Origin of the sequence: Pedobacter sp. FW305-3-2-15-E-R2A2, from assembly GCF_038446955.1 — a bacterium.
Taxonomy (GTDB): Bacteria; Bacteroidota; Bacteroidia; order Sphingobacteriales; family Sphingobacteriaceae; genus Pedobacter.
In genome coordinates this window covers 1,915,724-1,934,270 of sequence record NZ_CP151803.1, presented here as the reverse complement: position 1 = coordinate 1,934,270, position 18,547 = coordinate 1,915,724, and the positions used below count along the sequence as shown (strand labels likewise).

The following is an 18,547-nucleotide window of genomic DNA, read 5'->3' as shown; positions in this document are numbered from 1 at the left end:
CGTTTAAAAATTGCATCTAAACAACCTTAGTACCTAAACCAAAACAATCAAATGTATGAAATTAATTCATGTATTTCGGCACTCCCTACCTTTTAAAGTGCCCAATCAAATAGTGCGAATTATGAAATTAGCCGCTATCATAATGACTGTTTTTCTGCTACAAGTAAGCGCATCAGGTGTTGCGCAGAAAGTGACATTAAATCAAAAGAGTTTTACACTAAAGGAAGTCTTTAAGGAGATCCAGAAACAAACTGGATATAATGTATTGTGGCAGTCTGGAAAACTAGATGATAAAAAGAGGATCGACGTAAAGCTTACTAATGAACCGTTGGAAATAGCTTTAAATAAAATACTGGCAAAAGAACCGTTCACTTATGCAATAAAGGATAAGACAATTGTAATCAGAGAGAAAGAACCATCGATCAGGGATAAGGATATTATTATTCGAGGTAAGGTCGTTGATGAAAACGGTAATCCGATTGCTGGTGCGACCGTTACCGAAAAAGGAACTGATAATCGAGCTATTGCTGGTGAAAATGGAGAGTTTATATTAACTAATGTCGCGGAAAATGCCACAATTGTAGTAACATTTATAGGATTCACTCCAGAAGAGTATCGTTTAACTGGGAAAAAATCAGGAATTAGCATTGTTTTACAGCGAAGTTCTATTAAGCTCGAAGAAGTTGAAATACTTAGTACAGGTTATCAGAAACTACCAAGGGAGCGGTCTACTGGCTCCTTCGAAAAAATTGATAATAAATTATTCAATAGATCAGTTAGTACAGATGTATTAAGTAGATTAGAAGGAATTACAACCAGTTTGTTGTTTAATAAAATCTCAAACGTAAATTCAACAAAAAGCCCGCTTCAACAATTATCCATTCGAGGGAGAGGTACGCTTTCATCTTTTTTTGCCCCGCTCATTGTTGTTGATAATTTTCCATACGAAGGAGATATCAATAATATCAACCCGAACGATGTAGAAAATATTACTATTCTTAAAGATGCAGCCGCCGCATCGATTTGGGGAACCAGGGCTGGAAATGGAGTTATTGTAATTACCACAAAAAAGGGAAACTACGATAGTAGTTTGAAAATTTCATTAAATACAAACGTTGCAATTAAAAGCAAACCTGATTTGTTTTATTACAATGTTATTAACAGCACTGATTTCATAGGGATTGAAAGATTTTTATTTTCAAAAGGATATTATGACGGTCAAGTTGGGGATATGTTTTCTGTTCTGACTCCGGTAGTTCAGATTCTGGATAAACAAAAGAATGGAATAATTGATTCTATTTCAGCAGAAAACCAAATTAATTATTTAAAACAGCAAGACAGTAGAAATGACTATTTAAAATATATATATCGACATTCTGTAAATCAACAATATGCATTAAATGTAAGTGGTGGTAGCCGGCAAATAAATTATTTAATTTCAGGAGGATTTGATAAGAATTTAAATAGCCTTGTTACTTCTAATGATAGCAGGACAACTCTCCGTTCTATAGCCAGCTTTAAACCTATTAAAAATCTTGAGGTACAATCCTCCATTCTTTATACAGAAACCCAATCGAAAAATGCAGGTTCAAAGAATCCAGTTGAGTATGGAGTTATGGATCATTTTATTCCTTATCAACGTATTGTTGATGACAATGGAAAACCAATTGAAAACGATGTTAATACTGCAATTGTCTATCTCAACAGAGCATATAGAGATACTGCTGGGAGTGGTCGTTTACTTGATTATCATTATAGACCACTAGCCGAATTAGATCAAAGCTCCAATATCTTAAAGGCAAGAGAAATTCTACTAAATTTAGGTGCCAGCTATAAACTGAATCCTATATTTAATTTGTCGATAAAATATCAGTACCAAAGAAAAAGCACGCAGGGAGTAGATTGGTCTGGAATTGGCAGTTATTATACACGGGATTTAATAAACCAATTTACTGAGTATGATGAATCTTCTTTAACTCGAGCAATTCCCATTGGAGATATACTAAGTTATAATAATCAAGAATTAAAAGGATATGCTTCTCGTGCTCAAGTAGATGCAAATAAAACCTGGGGTACGAATGAACTAGTTGCAATAGCTGGTGTCGAAATAAGAGAAAACAACAATCGGGCTCAGACAAACATGGTATATGGATACAACGGTGATTTGCTGCAAGCTAGACCTGTTGATTTTGCAGGTGATCATACCGTATGGAACGGTAATGATTCACCACAAAAAATCCCTAATGGCATTAATTTTAGTAATTTGACTGACAGATATACTTCTGTATTTGCCAATGCAGCATACACTTACTTAGGAAGGTACACGCTTTCAGCAAGTGCCAGAAAAGATGGGACAAACTTTTTTGGAGTAAAAAGTAATCAAAAAGGACAGCCTTTATGGTCAACCGGGTTGAGTTGGATTCTATCGAAAGAAGGTTTTTACAAATCTTCTTTAATAGAATTTGTTAAGTTACGAGTAACTTATGGCTTCAATGGGAACGCGGTAAATAATGCCCCTGCCCTTGCTGTATTAAACTATAATTCTGAACCTAATCCGATAACAGGATTACCTTTTGCCTTCGTACCTAACCCACCTAATCCAAATCTCAGATGGGAAAGAGTGCGTGTATTGAACTTGGGAGTTGACTTTTCAGCGTTGAAAAATCGTCTAACTGGTACAGTCGAGTATTTTGATAAACAGTCTTCAGATTTAATTAACCTTGGCCCAATTAATCCTACAACAGGATTTTTAAACTCTCAAACTAACAGTGCCAATATGCGAGGGAAAGGAATTGACGTTAACATCAACTCCATAAATATCCAATCCAAGAATTTCTCATGGTCTTCAAATCTATTATTTAGCTATAACCGAAATAAAATTTCACGTTATTTAGCCAGCAATACGAACTACAATGTACTTATTGCGGCAATAACAGGTACACAAATAAATCCTGTTGAGGGAAGAGATGCTTATGGTATTTACACCTATAAGTGGGCCGGGCTAGATCCTAAAACAGGCGATCCACAAGGTTTTTTGAATGGAGTTATCAGTACAAATTATTCCGCATTGGATTTTCCTACAAAAATTGAAGACCTTGATTACCATGGATCTAGTTTGCCTATATATTTTGGAGCCGTGAGAAATTCAATTTCATGGAAAAAATTCACCATCTCGGCTAACATACAATACAAACTAGGCTACAAGTTTAGACGGCAAGGTATTAGCTATAGCGATCTCTTTGGCTCTTATGGATCCTCAGGCAGTGGTGAATTTGAAAATCGCTGGAAAAACAGTGGGGACGAAAACCATACAAATGTACCTTCAATGGTTTACCCAAATAACTTTTTAAGAGATCAGTTTTATAGGGGTTCTTCTATCAATATTCTGAACGGAAATCATATACGCTTGCAGGATGTTAACCTCAGTTATTCATTGAAGAAGAAAACATCTTATTTTCAGAATGCCAAAATTTATGCAAATGTCAGCAATCTAGGAGTCATATGGCGTGCAAATAAATATGGAATAGACCCAGACTTTGGTCCCGGTCAATTTCCTAATCCAAGAATTTTGGCATTCGGTATAAACGCTGATTTTTAACTTTTAAAAAATATCGAGATGAAGATTAAAAAAAAGAAAGATGAAAGAAACATAGTTTTTTTCGCTAAAATATTTTTTATAATTATTGCTGTATTAAGTTTAGCCTCTTGTAAAAAGTATCTAGATTTAAAACCAAACGCATCACTATACGTTGCATCAAGCTTAAGGGATTGTCAGGCATTGCTAGATGATTACTCGGTCATGAATCTTGCTTATCCGGTGGATGGTGAAGCATCAAGTGATAATTATTACCTAACTGATGCAAGTTGGTCCTCATTACCTGATGTAGAGGCGCAGGAAACCTATATTTGGGCTCTTCAGGCACAGCATAGAACTTCTCAATGGTCAGCACCATATAAAGCCGTATTTAATAGTAACTTAGTCTTACAATTATTGGAGAAAATTAGTCCCTCATCTGGATCTGACTATAATGCAATTAAAGGAGCTGCCTTATTTTTCCGGGGCTATTCGTTTTTTAACATTGCATCACTATTCTGCAAACCATTTGACGCTGCATCCGCCCAACAGGACCCCGGCATTCCCATCCGACAAAGTACGGATGTTGAGGTAGAAGATGACAGAGGTACTGTTCAACAGACTTACAATCAGATTATTCAGGACCTAAAAACGGCATTCGAGTTGTTGCCTGAGACAAGTCCAATTAAGTCAAGGCCAACAAAAACTGCCGCACTAGCTGCATTAGCACGAGTATATTTGGCTATGGGAGACTATAAAAATGCAGGGGAGATGGCGGATGCCTGTTTAAAGAAATATAATATTTTATTAGATTTTAAGCTGATCAATAGTTCCGCGCCATTTCCGTTTTCAAGATTTAATACAGAGGTAATATTTAGTGCATCGATGCCTCCTTCATCATCTTTAACTCAGAATAACGCAAAAATTTTAAAATCATTATACGATTCTTATGATGTTAACGATATTAGAAAAACAGCATTTTTCAGAGCGAATACAGGAATAAATATTGGAACTTTTGCCTTCAAAGGAAGTTACGATGGATCATCTAATTTATTTTGTGGTTTTGCGACTGATGAAGTTTATCTCATAAGAGCCGAGTGCTATGCAAGGGATGGCAAAATTACTGAAGCCTTGAAAGATCTGAATGATTTACTAATTACAAGATGGAAAGATCAAACCATAAACGGGATAACAACTACAACATATACCAAATACGTTACAAGTAGTGCTGATGTAGCGCTAGGGTTCGTATTGAATGAACGTAGAAAAGAACTAATATTTAGAGGAATCAGATGGACAGATCTTCGTAGGTTAAATAGAGAAAGTCAGTTTTCTGTGATTTTAAATCGTTCTGTAAATGGCAATTCTTACACTTTACCCCCTAATGATTTAAAATATACTCTGTTGATTCCAAGAGATGTTATTTCTAATTCGTCGATCTCACAAAACCCAAGATAATCCCTTTTTTAAAGTTAAAAACTCATGAAATTACTAAAAATCACAGCTATACTTTTCTATCTTGTACTTAGTACAGTAGTATATGCCCAACAAAAGACAAAGACAGAATTTAGTCGTCGTCCTGATCCTGACCCTAAAATTCGTAACATAAAGGTAGGCGATAGAGTTCCTGATATCATCATTCCCAAAATTATTAGAGATACCAAATCGAGCGCAAAGATATCTGATTTCAAAGATAAGTTACTTATCATAGACTTCTGGGATACTTTTTGTGGCAGCTGCATTGAAGCTTTACCAAAAATGGATTCATTGCAAAGCAAATTTGGAAGCAGGATAAAGATTCTACCAGTAAGTTATCAAAGTGAGGAAGTAATGACTAAATTCTTTAAAAATAATGGATTCGTAAAAAACGTAAAATTACCTTGTGTTGTTGAGGATAAGGCATTAGGATCCTATTTTCAATATAAGTTAATTTCACATGAAATATGGATATACAAAGGGATTGTTGTTGCGATAACAGGAGCAGATTATGTGACAGAAAAAAATATACAAACGATTTTGGATGAAAAAAAAGTTAATTGGCCAATAAAAAATGACATGGTTATTTTCGATCCTAAAAAACCTCTTTTTGTTCAAACAGATGCAGACCAATATAATACAAAAAGCTTATTTTTGCATTATTCAGGGATCACAGGTCATAGAAATGGTATTGATTACAAAGGTGGGCTTACCGAAACCTATGATTCTATAGGTCGGGTCTATAGATCAACTTTCTACAATTACACCATAGTGGGTGCTTTCAACTATATTACCTATTTGATTAAACCTAGAAACTTTGTACCTCATAAAGACAGACTAATTCTTGAAGTAAAAGATAGATCCAGATATGTATATGATAAGAGTTATGGGTTTAGAAGTGATTGGAATCAAGAAAATGAATTTTGCTATGAGCTATGCACGACGAGACCTATTGAAAAGAAAGCTAAATTTCAATACATTTTGGACGATTTAAATCATATTTTGGGTGTAAATGCGCGTTGGGAAAAAAGGCCAGTTAAATGCTTGATATTGATTAAAACAAAAGAAATCAGCAATTTGGACTCGATTAATTTAAGCAGAAAAGTAATTAATGGTTATAATACAGAGATGTCAGGTATCCCATTGCTATTTTTAGATCAGGCGGAGATTTATCCCCCGGGAATTGATGAAACTGGATTTAAAGGTAATGTAAGAATTGGGGCATTTAAAAATATTCAGGGATTAAGGGAACAACTTCAGGTTTACGGATGCGACGTCATTGAAACTGAAAGAAATATTGATGTATTAGTAATTACTGAACTTTAGCTTATACTGCTTGTTCTAATTTAAATAAGCATGAGTGACTGTATTCATGCTTATTTAAATAGTTATGAACGTTCAATGATGTCCTTTTCTCAAAACTCAACAATTCGATCTTAACGTTACACATGGCTGATCAATACCTAAGCTTAATGCTAAAATCATTTGTTGCATTAAACATGAATCAATGACCGGATAGCCGGTTCCATCGTCTTGGGCACAAATTGAACATACTTTCCCGGTGCCTGGACAACTTGGGGGATTTGACCCCATGAAAGTATAACTTGTTGGAAGAGTTGGATCAGCACCACAAATCCTAACATACCATTTACAATTGCTACAACACATACATTGGAATGCTTTATATATCAAAAGCAAGCGAAAAACTTTAATTTATCGGTTTCAAAAATACAGTAATACCTGCTCGCTTCTAACAAGCTGACCTTAGCAGCACCAATGGCTGATCCACTCCGGTGCTCAATGCAGTTACCATCTGCGATTGAAGTGTCGGTGTAATTATTGGACGCCCGGTGCCATCATCTTCCGCAAAAATTGCACAAATCCGCGTCGAACCTGGGCAAGACGGTTTACTGGAACCAGTTGAAGTATAACTTTCCGGATCATTTGGATCAGCACATAAATGCCTTAAATACCAGTTAAACATAAGCAAGAATGCTTTTATACATCAAAAAACAAGCGAAAAACTTTAGTAAAAAATAGATAAAAGCATGAGGTTTTGTCTCATGCTTTTATGATAATTTTAGGTCGCTGACCTTAATAAAGCATTCGGCTGATCGACATTTGTGCTTAATGCTGCAGCTATTTCAGATTGAAGCGCAGGTGTAATAATGGGTAAACCAGTGCCATCATCATCAGCTTTGATTGAGCAAATTTTTCCTGTTCCTGGACAGGAAGGAGGATTAATGCCCACAAGCGTATAACTTGCTGGAAGAGTTGGATCAGCTCCTGTGATCCGTACATACCAATTTGCCATAATTATAGGATATCTTTATAAATCAAAAGACATCAGAAAACTTTAGTTAGATAATAAATTTAAATTAGTTTTTTTCAGAAAAGTAGATATTCACTTCTAGTCCAAAAACCTAAGAACTACTAATGGCTGGTCTACTCCTGTACTTAATGCTGTTACCATTTGTGCTTGAATCTGTGATGTAATAACCGGATGACCAGTTCCATCATTTTCAGCAAGTAGTGAACAAATCTTACCTGTACCAGGACATCCAGGTTTGGTGCTGCCTACTGAAGTATAACTCAATGGGTCGTTTGGATCTGCAAAATTGATCCTTAAAAAATATTCTGACATCGCATTACTGCTTTTATAAATCAAAAAGCATAAACTTTAATCATATGCTTACTCTATTCCAGGGTTTTCAGCATCTCCCTCTTGCCTACTATGGTAAGGATATTCGGCAACTTCCTTTTACTAATTTGTTTTGCAAAACTTTTAGTATGAACTGTTTTAAGAATCCTTAATACTTTTGATAAATTGTTATCCATTAGATCCTCCCATAAATGCGGATGAAAATTTTGATTATACTCAGCGATTCCTTTGATGTTTGGTTAGCATTATGTACCTGTGAGTGTTATTTCAAAATTTATCAAACGTTAAATATCATCCGATATCTAATGTTAAGTTCGGTAGACTTAAATTCTATTCATAGGGTCAAATGACCCAAAAACTTTTTGAACCAGTTGTTGTCCGAGATTATTAATTAAGGCAGCGACCTTAAGAGTACGTCTTGTTGATCCACACCTGTACTTAAAGCGATAGTTATTTGATATTGCAATGCTGGTGTCAGATTAGGTTTACCTAAGCCTGAACCATTGTCTTCCGCCCGTACCGCACATACATACCCGTTACCGGGACAAGCCGGCGCACTTGAGCCAACAAAAGTATAACTGTTTGGGTCAAATATATTAGCGCCATTACTCCGTAAATACCAATCTGCCATAATAATCAATGCTTTTATACATCAAAAAGCAATAAAAACTTTATGCCTACTCTTCTTCGGATTTTCGGCTATCTCCTTTTTTACCTACTCTATTCAAGGTTTTCGGTTTATCCCCTTTTACTAAGTTGTTTTGCAAAACTATCGGTGTTTATACTTTAAGACCTAATAGAGATTCGATCAAGTCAGTTATCTCTCATTAAATCTTTTAATAAAATCTGTATGAAGATTTTGAATGTGCTCAACCTGCCCTCTGATATTTGGTTAGCATTGTGTACCTGTGAGTCTTATTTCAAAGTTTTTCATACTTTAATATCATCCGATATCTAGTACTAAGTTCGGGAGACTTAAATTCTATTCATAGGGCCAAATGTCACATAATCAACAAGTTGCATTTAAAAAACAATATCCAGCACTTCACAACAAACGAAAGGCCCTCTGAAAGGGCCTCTTGTTCATAATACACTATCGTTATGCCAACGTCCCTTGTATCAGTTGCGATGGTTCAGTCACCAGTACCTTTCACATTTTACTTCATTACAGCTTTTTTCTCCGGGGCACTGTAATAATTTCTGACACAATTACCCCTCCGGGAAAGAGGGTCACACCAGGTACTTACACAAGATTAAAAAACTTCCAATAGTTTTACTTGTAATTTTGCTCTAAGACCTATCATATCATTCAGAACCTTCTTCTTTTTTACTTTTGAATATCTGAGTTGTTCTGATACTTGCGTGCCCAAGCATGTGCGATACACTTTCCATTGGAACCCCGTTTTCAAGTGTAACTGTTGTAGCAAAAGTGTGCCTAGCCAAGTGAAAGGTGACTGATTTATTAATATTAGCCACCTCGGCGATAATTTTAAGATAACGGTTTACAATCTGATTTGAAAAGGATGGGAAAATCGTTTTATTTTCTATCGCAAACTGGTTGTTTTTATATCTTTTAATAATCTCCAGTGCTTCAGAGAGCAATAGAACATGAAATTTACGTTGTGTAAAGTTTCTATTTTTCTGCCTGATCATCTCAATCCAATACTCCCCGCCACTATCTTTAACCAGATGCTCTTTAGCAAGACTTACCAAATCACAATACGCCAGTCCAGTTAAACAACAAAACACAAAAAGATCACGAACGATTAATTGACCGCTTTTCAATCCATCAAGGGCTCTGGTTCGGTTCAATTCTTCAATTTCGAGACAGTCACCATCTTTATGTATTATTTTCCGTTCAAAATGAAGGAAAGGCTGATTCATAGTCCATCCGTTTTTCAAAGCAACTCCAAATACCTTCTTAAAGCGTTCCATGTGCTTCATAAGTGTGTTATTTCCACAAGGCTTCTGCCCCTTATCTGGCACACGGTTAAGCATATATATACCAAAATCGGTTATGAACTTATTGTCAATTTTATCTAGATAAATATCTTTCACCTTTCTCTGTTTTATCAAAAATTCTTTTAAAAAACGTTCGGTAGAAAAATAATTTTTTAAAGTCCCAGGTTCGATTAATGATGCCAGGTCAATATTATGGTGACTCAATAGAGAATTCAGGGTACATGGTTCCTTATCATACCCTTCTACCCTTGCTTTTATAGTTTCCGAAGACAATGGCTTATTTTCATATTTCAGGTCGTTATATGCGTTATTAATATCATTTATCAGTAACCGAATTTTCTCTCTAACTAGTGCTTCTTCCTTACCATTGCCAGAAAGAGTTTGTTTAGTTTGATTCCATGCAGAAACATCAACCCTTTTCTTGGTTGAAATATCAGAAAATTTACTATTTAAAGTAATCCGAACAAATAATGGGGCTCTACCTTCTTTCATTTTGTCCTTTTTTAGGAAAAATGATAGACTAAATGTGTTTGGGCTTTTCATATTTTAATATGATTTATGCCCTTTTATGCCCTTATGCCCTCTCCTGTTTTTAAAGAATTAGAGGAACAAAACACAGGGTTAAAAAAGGCGGTATAACAAAAAACTCAAGTAGTCATTTTTACTTTTTTTTGAAGGACAATTATAGCTGAAAAAAAGAGGGTGTAGAATAGGGCATAAAAACCTTGATATTCATTGCTTTTCTTTGATATGACTAAAACGAAAAAAACCTCTAAACTGTGAAATTTAGAGGGTTTTTGATAGAATTTGACATCTATGTTGTCGGGGTGGCAGGATTCGAACCTACGACCTCCTGCTCCCAAAGCAGGCGCGATACCGGGCTACGCTACACCCCGAACTGGTATCTTCTTTTTTACTGGTCAATATTAAACTACTCTTCCAAGTAATTTGGTCGGGGTGGCAGGATTCGAACCTACGACCTCCTGCTCCCAAAGCAGGCGCGATACCGGGCTACGCTACACCCCGAACTGGTATCTTCTTTTTTTAACTGGTCATTATAAAACTACCTTTCCAGGTAATTTGTGTCGGGGTGGCAGGATTCGAACCTACGACCTCCTGCTCCCAAAGCAGGCGCGATACCGGGCTACGCTACACCCCGAACTGGTATCTTCTTTTCCCTTTTTCGAAGGGCTGCAAAGGAACGATATTAAAACTACATATCCTATTTTGCAAATCACTATTTCAGCGGAGAGGGCGGGATTCGAACCCGCGGTACCGTTGCCAGTACGACAGTTTAGCAAACTGTTCCTTTCGGCCACTCAGGCACCTCTCCTTTTCAATTCTTTTCCGAAAAACGCTCCTGTTTTTCGGGATTGCAAATATAGTAACTTCATTCATTGATCCAAAAAAAATTTACACATTTTGTAAGTAATCTATACGCACATGATAGATGCTCATAAGCATCGTCTTGAAGATCAGCTTTATAGTTTCTAAATCTTTTAAAGTAATATCGCAGTTATCTAATTGATTTTGTTCTAATTTATAGTTAATGATCCGTTCGACGATGTCATTTATACTTTGAGCGTCCGGATTTTTCAGGCTTCTTGAGGCCGCTTCCACCGAATCTGCGAGCATTAAAACACCAGTTTCTTTAGAAAAAGGGATCGGACCAGGGTATCGGAAGATATTTTCATCCACAAATTTCTCCGGAGAATTCTTTAAAAAGCTCTGATAAAAATAATCGACCCTGGTATTTCCATGGTGTGTTCTGATAAAGTCGATGATACTTTCCGGCAATTGATGCCTGCGCGTAATCTCGATACCCTTGTGAACATGTTTAATAATGATCTGGGCACTTTGCTCATATGGCAACTTATCATGCGGGCTAAGGGCTGTATTTTGATTCTCTATAAAATACTGAGGGTTCTCAATCTTACCGATGTCATGATATAAGGCACCCGCTCTTACCAATAGGGAATTCCCTCCTATTTTAAAGATCGCTGCTTCAGCCAGGTTGGCCACTTGTAAAGAATGCTGGAAAGTACCCGGAGCTTTAAATGCAAGCTCCCTTAGGAGTTTGTTGTTCGTATTGGTCAGCTCGATCAGGGCCACATCGGAAGTGATGCCAAACATCCTTTCAAAAGCATAGATTAAAGGGTAAGCCAGTAAAGACAACAATACACTGATGATGAAAGGAACAAAATTAATCCATTCGATCTGGTCGAACGATCCCTCTCTTAATAAACCGATGCCTACAAAGGAAACAAAGTAAGCGGATAAGATGAATAAAGCGGACAATAGCAATTGTTCTCTTTTGATCAGATTCCTGATGCTGTAAATCGCCACCATTCCGGAAGTAATCTGATAGAAGACGAATTCAAAACTATTAGGCACAAAGAAGCCCGCAATGAGAATCACCAGCAAATGCAGGTAAAGCGCCAACCTGGTATCAAATAAGATCCTGATGATGATCGGAACGATACAGAAAGGAATATAATAGATGCTTGGCAGGTTCAGCTTAATCGCCCAGGTCAGACACAACAACATGGTAGTAATAACCAGCAGCAATAAAGACAATTGCCTGTTGTCTGCAAAGATGTCTTTCCGGAACAGTTTCAAAAAGAACATCAGTAAGCTCACAATAAAGCCAACCAACAATATTTGACCCAAATAAACCAATTTGCTATCGCCTATGGTCTTGGTTTGTGCTTCGTAGGCTTCTTTAAAGGAAAGTAGCTTTTGATAGATCTCATCATCCACCACATTATCTTTGGCTATGATCAACTCCCCTTTCTGCACCATCCCTCTGGTGGTAGAAAGACTGCTTACGGTATTGTTCTGTACAATGGTGGTTAATTTTTCATCGAAAGTGATATTGGGGGTCAAATGATCTTCTACGAGATTAACGATCATTTCTTTAACTTTCAGATTGATCGAATTGTAGTTCTTATCAAAATACTCCAGTGCGGACTGAACAGTAAACACATCCTGAGTACTTAAATTCCTGCTGATGTTATTGGTCATCAAAGCAAAATCATAATATTTATTCCCCTTTTGATGTTTGGCATTCATCGCAATGATTCCCCGGGTATAAATCGCTTCGAGCAATTTAAAGGAAGAACTCTTATAACCCGCCTTTTCGTTTTCAGGAAAAGCGTTGGTTTTCCATTTGACATCAAACTCATTCAGGTAAGCTTCTTCCACCGAATGGATCAGGTCCTTATTCATTTTATAAATGGGAAGTACATTATTCAATGCATCCTTCTTATCCGTCGTTACCTGCGGGGTAGTTTTTAAAATGGCAAAGCTGAAAGGAGAAACTAAATCCTTGTTTTTCCATATTTCTCCCTTTTCGAATTCATACCTGAACCGGGGCTGTTTGGGTAAAAATACAGTTATGATCAATACGGAAAGCACCATCATCACATATTTGATGTTTGATGAATACTTACGGTAAAGCACCCTATGGGAATTCTTTTTGATTTTAGCCAAGATAGATATAGATTGATTTCATTCAAAAATAATACAATTTTTCTTCAAATCGTGTTTTGGAAGAGGTAATCATGCGAAAGGATGGGATTTACCTTGTTTATCTGCATAATTATTCTTTACTTTATGATATCAAATCAATATCATTATGTATCAGGAAAAAATCATCACTCCGCCATCTGGCTATTTAACCTTTGTATTATTCCTAGCCTTATTGGGTGGCGGAATTTTTGCATTGGCTGTCGAACAATTTACTGTTGGAGCCATCGCTCTGGCCTTGAATTTCATCCTGGTACTGCCGGGACTGATCATCAACAACCCTAATGAATCCAAAGTACTCACCCTGTTCGGGAAGTATGTAGGCACCGTAAAAACAGACGGCTTCTTCTGGGTGAATCCACTAACCGTTAAAAAGAAGGTTTCCCTTAAAGCAAGAAACCTGAACGGCCATCAGATCAAAGTGAACGACAAACTGGGAAATCCGATCGAGATTGCCGCCGTAGTGGTATGGCAGGTTCAGGAAACCGCAAAAGCGATGTTTGCGGTAGAAGATTACCATCAATATGTAAACATACAAAGTGAAGCTGCGGTAAGACACCTGGCCAATATCTTTCCCTACGACAATTTTGAGGATGAAGAAGCAACAATTACACTGAAAGACGGCGCAGAGAAAGTAAGTTCTCTCCTGGAAGCAGAATTGAGTGAAAGGCTGTCAAGAGCAGGGATAGAAGTGGTGGAGGCCCGGATCTCACACCTTGCCTATGCGCAGGAAATTGCGAGTGCGATGTTGCAACGCCAGCAGGCAACTGCCGTAATCGCTGCCCGTAAACTGATTGTGGAGGGTGCAGTAGGTATGGTAGAGATGGCCCTGGAAAGACTGTCAGAGAAAAACATCGTGGAACTGGATGAGGAACGTAAAGCCGCAATGGTGAGCAACCTGCTTGTTGTCCTTTGTGGCGACCGCAATGTACAACCGGTAGTCAATACAGGAACTTTATACAATTAACATTACAAGGAGTACAAAAAAGATATGTCTGAGAAAGATAAAAAGGCTTTTGTGCTAAGAATCAACCCCGCCCTGCTCAAAGAGATTGAGAATTGGGCCGGGGATGAGTTTAGAAGCACCAACGGGCAGATAGAATACCTGTTGAATGAAGCACTGAAATCGAAAAGAAAACGACGGATAAACAAAAATGATACAGAGGGAGAACGTTAAAAATAACCGACTTTAACCAGCAGATGCCAGTAATTACTTAACTTTGCTTTTAACCAAAATTAAAAGACATCAATGAGAGAAGTAGTTATAGTATCAGCCGTTAGAACCCCAATAGGAAGTTTTGGTGGTTCATTAGCAGGTTTTTCAGCTACCCAACTGGGTGGTTTAGCGATTAAAGCGGCTGTAGAAAAAGCGGGCATCAGCCCTGCTGACGTTCAGGAAGTTTATATGGGCAATGTCTTGTCCGCTAATATTGGTCAGGCCCCAGCTACACAGGCCGCAAAGTTTGCCGGATTACCGGATGTTCCCGCTACCACCATCAATAAAGTTTGTGCTTCAGGAACGAAAGCCATCATGCTTGCCGCACAAAGTATCGCCCTTGGTCAAAACGACATCATCGTGGCCGGAGGTATGGAAAGCATGAGTAATGTCCCTTACTATTTAGATAAAGCAAGAAACGGATATCGTTTAGGTCATGGTCAGATTACTGACGGATTGGTAAAAGACGGTCTCTGGGATGTATACAATGATTACCACATGGGTTCTGCTGCAGAGCTATGTGCTGCTGACTGCACAATTACCCGCGAAGAACAGGATGCTTTCGCCATCAGCTCTTACAAAAAATCGCAGGCAGCCCAGACAGAAGGTAAGTTCGACTCAGAAATTATCGCTGTAGAAGTAAAAGACCGCAAGGGCGATGTCACCCTGATCTCAAAGGATGAAGAACCTTTTGCTGTTAAATTTGATAAAATTCCAGGCTTAAAACCTGTTTTCAAAAAAGACGGAACAGTAACCGCAGCAAACGCTTCGACCCTAAATGATGGCGCTGCAGCATTGGTACTGATGAGTGCTGATAAAGCAAAAGAACTTGGATTAAAGCCATTGGCGAAGATTCTTGCTTATGCAGATGCACAACAGGCACCGGAATGGTTTACTACTGCTCCTGCAAAAGCAATCCCATTAGCGCTTAAAAACGCAAGTAAAAGCATTGCTGACGTTGACTTTTTTGAGATCAATGAAGCTTTCTCTGTCGTTTCTCTGGCCAACAACAAACTACTGGAACTGGACAGCAATAAAGTGAATGTAAATGGAGGTGCGGTTTCTCTGGGTCATCCACTGGGTGCTTCAGGTGCCAGAATCGTCGTTACTTTACTCGCTGTACTGGCTCAAAATAACGGAAGCATCGGCGTAGCCGGAATCTGTAATGGCGGTGGTGGTGCCAGCGCAATCGTTATCGAAAAATTAAACTAAATGGCGAAGGCTTCAAAACCTTTCCTGTTGATCATATTGTTATGCTGCGCAATGACCACAGTCTATGCGCAGCATAGCTTTAAGCTGACCAATATCCCGGGAATGACGAGGTATCAGGATTCGCTGATCAACTTCAGTGAAGGCGTTCAAAATGCTCCGGACAATGCCGCACGCTTTGCTTTAAATGCCCAGTTCATTAAGACACTGGTCAACGCCTTAAAAACCCCATCCTCCTACAGTTACCCTTTCGATTCTTTAAAAAGAATCTCCATACTTCAGTCGCCGGATAAAAACTTTCGCATCTTTTCCTGGTACCTTCCTTTAGACGATGGTTCTTACCGCTATTTTGGCGCGATACAAATGGCGACAAAAGATGGCAAGTTAAAACTATACCCGCTTATTGATGGTACAGACAACCTGAAGGACACCAATGCCCCAACGAGTAATAAAAACTGGTATGGTGCAAATTATTATGAAATCATCCCAGTTACTGCCAATGGCAAAACCTCTTGTTATGCCCTGATTGGATGGAAAGGGAACAATACCAAAACCTCCAAAAAACTGATCGAAGTACTTTCTTTTGAAAAGGGAGAACCAATCTTTGGAAAAGCCATTTTCGATCAAAAGCAAAACCCCGGAAAAAACAGAATCATCTTTGAATACAATAAATTGAATTCAATGACGCTGACGATGGAAAAAAGCATGAACATGATCGTATTTGATCACCTTGCTCCTTTTAATCCGGAAATGACAGGAAATTTTGAATTTTATGCATCCGACCTCAGCTTTGATGCGTATAAACTTAGTGGAGGACGACTAAAACTCGTTGAGAATGTGGAACTAAAGAACGCTCCAAACGATAAGGACGAACTCTATGTAGACCCTAAAAATAAAAAGATACAACCTATTAAGAAGCTTTAAACAATGATTATGGAGTTTTAATCTACGCTAAAAATTTGTGAGTTTGAGTCTGTGTGCCTATCTTGCGCGATGGTTTACTTCAAGAATACACAAAAATCCTACCGAAACACTCCCTACCACCATATTTATTAATAAGAACTAACTGAACCTTTCTATAAATTATTACACAAAAAAACCAACACATGAATGCACAAAATTTGGACTCTCCAAATAACTTTTTTGAGAGTAAAGTACTAGGACATCCGGCGGGGCTGTTTGTTCTATTCTTTACGGAGATGTGGGAAAGATTTTCCTACTATGGGATGCGGGCATTACTCGTGCTTTTCCTGACCTCTTCCATTATCGGCGACAATCCGGGATGGGGATGGCCAAGAGCTCACGCACTGGCAATCTACGGTTCTTATACCGGCTTGGCTTACCTGACCCCTATCTTAGGTGGATATATTGCCGATAGAATCATTGGCTATCGCTGGGCAGTAGTTGTGGGCGCCTTGCTCATGACCTTAGGTCACTTATCTATGGCGATCGAAGTGGACCATATTTTCATGTACTTAGGCCTTTGTCTATTGGTACTTGGTAACGGTTTCTTCAAACCAAACATGACTTCCATCATCGCTCAGATGTACAAACAACACCCGGAGAAAAAAGATGGTGCTTATACCATTTTCTATATGGGTGTGAATTCAGGTGCCTTTTTAGGAATGTTATTATGTGGTTATATCGGAGAAAGTAAAGACTGGGGATGGGCCTATGGCTTCGGATTAGCCGGTATCTTTATGTTTATAGGAATGCTTCAGTTCTATTTCACTCAAAACATTTTCGGTAACATCGGTCTGAAACCAGTTAAAAACAAAGAAGAAGAGGTTTCAGATAACCTGGAAGAATCCACCAGAAATCCATTTTCGAAGTTTGACCTGGTATTAATAGGTCTGATCTCTGTCATCGGCTTATCATGGATCATCAACGATCCGGTTTCCAAAATCACGAGCATGAACCTGTTCGATTTCAAAATCGGCAGCATGGAAGGTAGTAACATCATGATCATGGTTGCACTGGTACTTTTCTTGTTTATCCTGATCAAAAGGATCTCTCAGTACACTCCTGTATTGCGCGATAAGATGATTGCAGTAATCGTTCTCGCCTTCATTACCATCTTTTTCTGGGCTTCTTTTGAACAGGCAGGTGGATCGATGACGATCTTTGCGAAAGATTATACACAACGCTTGTTAACGGGAGATTCCAAAGTCATTTTCAATATTGTGAACACCCTGATTACGGTTGTTCCACTAGTGATCATCTCTTACGTTTTATTGAAACTTTTCGCTAAAACTTTCGGTAAATATTCTATAGGTAACATTATTTTAGCTTGTGGTTTCCTCATCATCTGGGTGATCGTTATTTACATGCTTAAAAACCAATACAGCGAAGTAAAATCTGAAGTTCCTGCCACCTGGTTCGGAATCTTAAACTCTCTGTTCATCATCAGCTGTGCACCACTGGTATCCAAAATCTGGGAAAGTAAATACAACCCTTCTGCAACGTATAAAAACGGTTTCGGAATGATCTTACTAGGTATCGGTTTTGCGGCATTAGCTTACGGTGCAAGTACCATCCCTCAGGGAGCTGCAGTTGCTTCTGTAAGTATGGTTTGGTTAGTTCTTGCTTATTTCTTCCATACCATGGGTGAGCTCTTCATCTCTCCGGTAGGTTTATCTTATGTAAGTAAACTGGTTCCGGGCAGAATGATCGCCATCATGTTTGGTATCTGGTATCTGGCGATTGCAATTGGTAATAAGATTGCTGGTACAATGGGTGGAATGATCGATGAAATCACTTCTAAATACTCCATGACGACCTTCTTCCTGATCTTCACGTTCATTCCAATCGGATTGGGTCTGATCATCATGATGCTGACTCCGGTTCTGAAAAAATTAATGCACGGTGTAAAATAACAAAATCAAGCCTTTGGATCACTCCAAAGGCTTTTTTTGCGCAA

Annotated in this window: 14 protein-coding genes and 4 tRNA genes; 8 read left to right on the top strand and 10 right to left on the bottom strand. The window is 38.1% G+C overall.

Annotated features, from left to right (window positions below):
• Positions 1–121: 121 nt before the first annotated feature.
• From AAFF35_RS08055 to AAFF35_RS08045, 3 genes are read left to right on the top strand one after another with little or no spacing between them, the layout of a single operon-like run.
• A complete protein-coding gene (locus AAFF35_RS08055) occupies positions 122–3,598 on the top strand; it encodes a SusC/RagA family TonB-linked outer membrane protein (RefSeq protein ID WP_342331913.1) in 3,477 nt (1,158 codons plus the stop codon).
• A gap of 18 nt (positions 3,599–3,616) precedes the next feature.
• Positions 3,617–5,032 (top strand): RagB/SusD family nutrient uptake outer membrane protein, encoded by a 1,416-nt coding sequence (locus tag AAFF35_RS08050; RefSeq protein ID WP_342331912.1) that lies wholly within the window; start codon positions 3,617–3,619, stop codon positions 5,030–5,032.
• A 24-nt stretch (positions 5,033–5,056) separates the two neighbouring features.
• On the top strand, positions 5,057–6,376 hold the full coding sequence (locus tag AAFF35_RS08045; RefSeq protein ID WP_342331911.1) for a redoxin domain-containing protein: 1,320 nt from the start codon (positions 5,057–5,059) through the stop codon (positions 6,374–6,376).
• Positions 6,377–6,800: 424 nt separating this feature from the next.
• Here the strand turns inward: AAFF35_RS08045 and AAFF35_RS08040 are convergent, their stop codons facing one another.
• The 10 genes from AAFF35_RS08040 to AAFF35_RS07995 all read right to left on the bottom strand — a co-directional run bounded on the left by AAFF35_RS08040 (position 6,801) and on the right by AAFF35_RS07995 (position 13,094).
• Positions 6,801–7,034 carry a hypothetical protein gene (locus AAFF35_RS08040; RefSeq protein WP_342331910.1) on the bottom strand — a complete coding sequence of 78 codons (234 nt, stop codon included), beginning with the start codon at positions 7,032–7,034 and terminating at the stop codon, positions 6,801–6,803.
• A gap of 96 nt (positions 7,035–7,130) precedes the next feature.
• Entirely contained in the window at positions 7,131–7,364 is a 234-nt protein-coding gene (locus AAFF35_RS08035; protein WP_342331909.1) for a hypothetical protein, read from the bottom strand.
• 96 nt (positions 7,365–7,460) lie between these two features.
• On the bottom strand, positions 7,461–7,694 hold the full coding sequence (locus AAFF35_RS08030) for a hypothetical protein (RefSeq protein ID WP_342331908.1): 234 nt from the start codon (positions 7,692–7,694) through the stop codon (positions 7,461–7,463).
• Positions 7,695–8,103: 409 nt separating this feature from the next.
• Positions 8,104–8,343 carry a hypothetical protein gene (locus AAFF35_RS08025; protein WP_342331907.1) on the bottom strand — a complete coding sequence of 80 codons (240 nt, stop codon included), beginning with the start codon at positions 8,341–8,343 and terminating at the stop codon, positions 8,104–8,106.
• 674 nt (positions 8,344–9,017) lie between these two features.
• The gene (locus AAFF35_RS08020) at positions 9,018–10,166 is read right to left on the bottom strand and encodes a site-specific integrase (RefSeq protein ID WP_342331906.1); all 1,149 of its coding nucleotides are present in this window, start codon (positions 10,164–10,166) and stop codon (positions 9,018–9,020) included.
• A gap of 330 nt (positions 10,167–10,496) precedes the next feature.
• A tRNA-Pro gene (locus tag AAFF35_RS08015) sits at positions 10,497–10,570 on the bottom strand.
• A gap of 53 nt (positions 10,571–10,623) precedes the next feature.
• Positions 10,624–10,700 (bottom strand) — tRNA-Pro (locus AAFF35_RS08010).
• Positions 10,701–10,759: 59 nt separating this feature from the next.
• A tRNA-Pro gene (locus tag AAFF35_RS08005) sits at positions 10,760–10,833 on the bottom strand.
• Positions 10,834–10,920: 87 nt separating this feature from the next.
• Positions 10,921–11,007, bottom strand: a tRNA-Ser gene (locus AAFF35_RS08000).
• A gap of 80 nt (positions 11,008–11,087) precedes the next feature.
• Positions 11,088–13,094, bottom strand: a complete 2,007-nt coding sequence (locus AAFF35_RS07995; protein WP_342333356.1) for an HDIG domain-containing metalloprotein — start codon at positions 13,092–13,094, stop codon at positions 11,088–11,090.
• 217 nt (positions 13,095–13,311) lie between these two features.
• On the opposite strand from AAFF35_RS07995, the gene AAFF35_RS07990 reads away from it, so the two are divergent.
• The 5 genes from AAFF35_RS07990 to AAFF35_RS07970 all read left to right on the top strand — a co-directional run bounded on the left by AAFF35_RS07990 (position 13,312) and on the right by AAFF35_RS07970 (position 18,503).
• Positions 13,312–14,169: an SPFH domain-containing protein gene (locus AAFF35_RS07990; protein WP_342331905.1), complete on the top strand. Its 858-nt coding sequence runs from the start codon at positions 13,312–13,314 to the stop codon at positions 14,167–14,169.
• A 24-nt stretch (positions 14,170–14,193) separates the two neighbouring features.
• On the top strand, positions 14,194–14,379 hold the full coding sequence (locus AAFF35_RS07985) for an Arc family DNA binding domain-containing protein (protein ID WP_342331904.1): 186 nt from the start codon (positions 14,194–14,196) through the stop codon (positions 14,377–14,379).
• Between the two features lie 72 nt (positions 14,380–14,451).
• Entirely contained in the window at positions 14,452–15,630 is a 1,179-nt protein-coding gene (locus AAFF35_RS07980) for an acetyl-CoA C-acyltransferase (protein ID WP_342331903.1), read from the top strand.
• Positions 15,631–16,551 (top strand): hypothetical protein, encoded by a 921-nt coding sequence (locus tag AAFF35_RS07975; protein WP_342331902.1) that lies wholly within the window; start codon positions 15,631–15,633, stop codon positions 16,549–16,551.
• A gap of 182 nt (positions 16,552–16,733) precedes the next feature.
• Positions 16,734–18,503: a peptide MFS transporter gene (locus AAFF35_RS07970; protein ID WP_342331901.1), complete on the top strand. Its 1,770-nt coding sequence runs from the start codon at positions 16,734–16,736 to the stop codon at positions 18,501–18,503.
• Positions 18,504–18,547 lie beyond the last annotated feature (44 nt).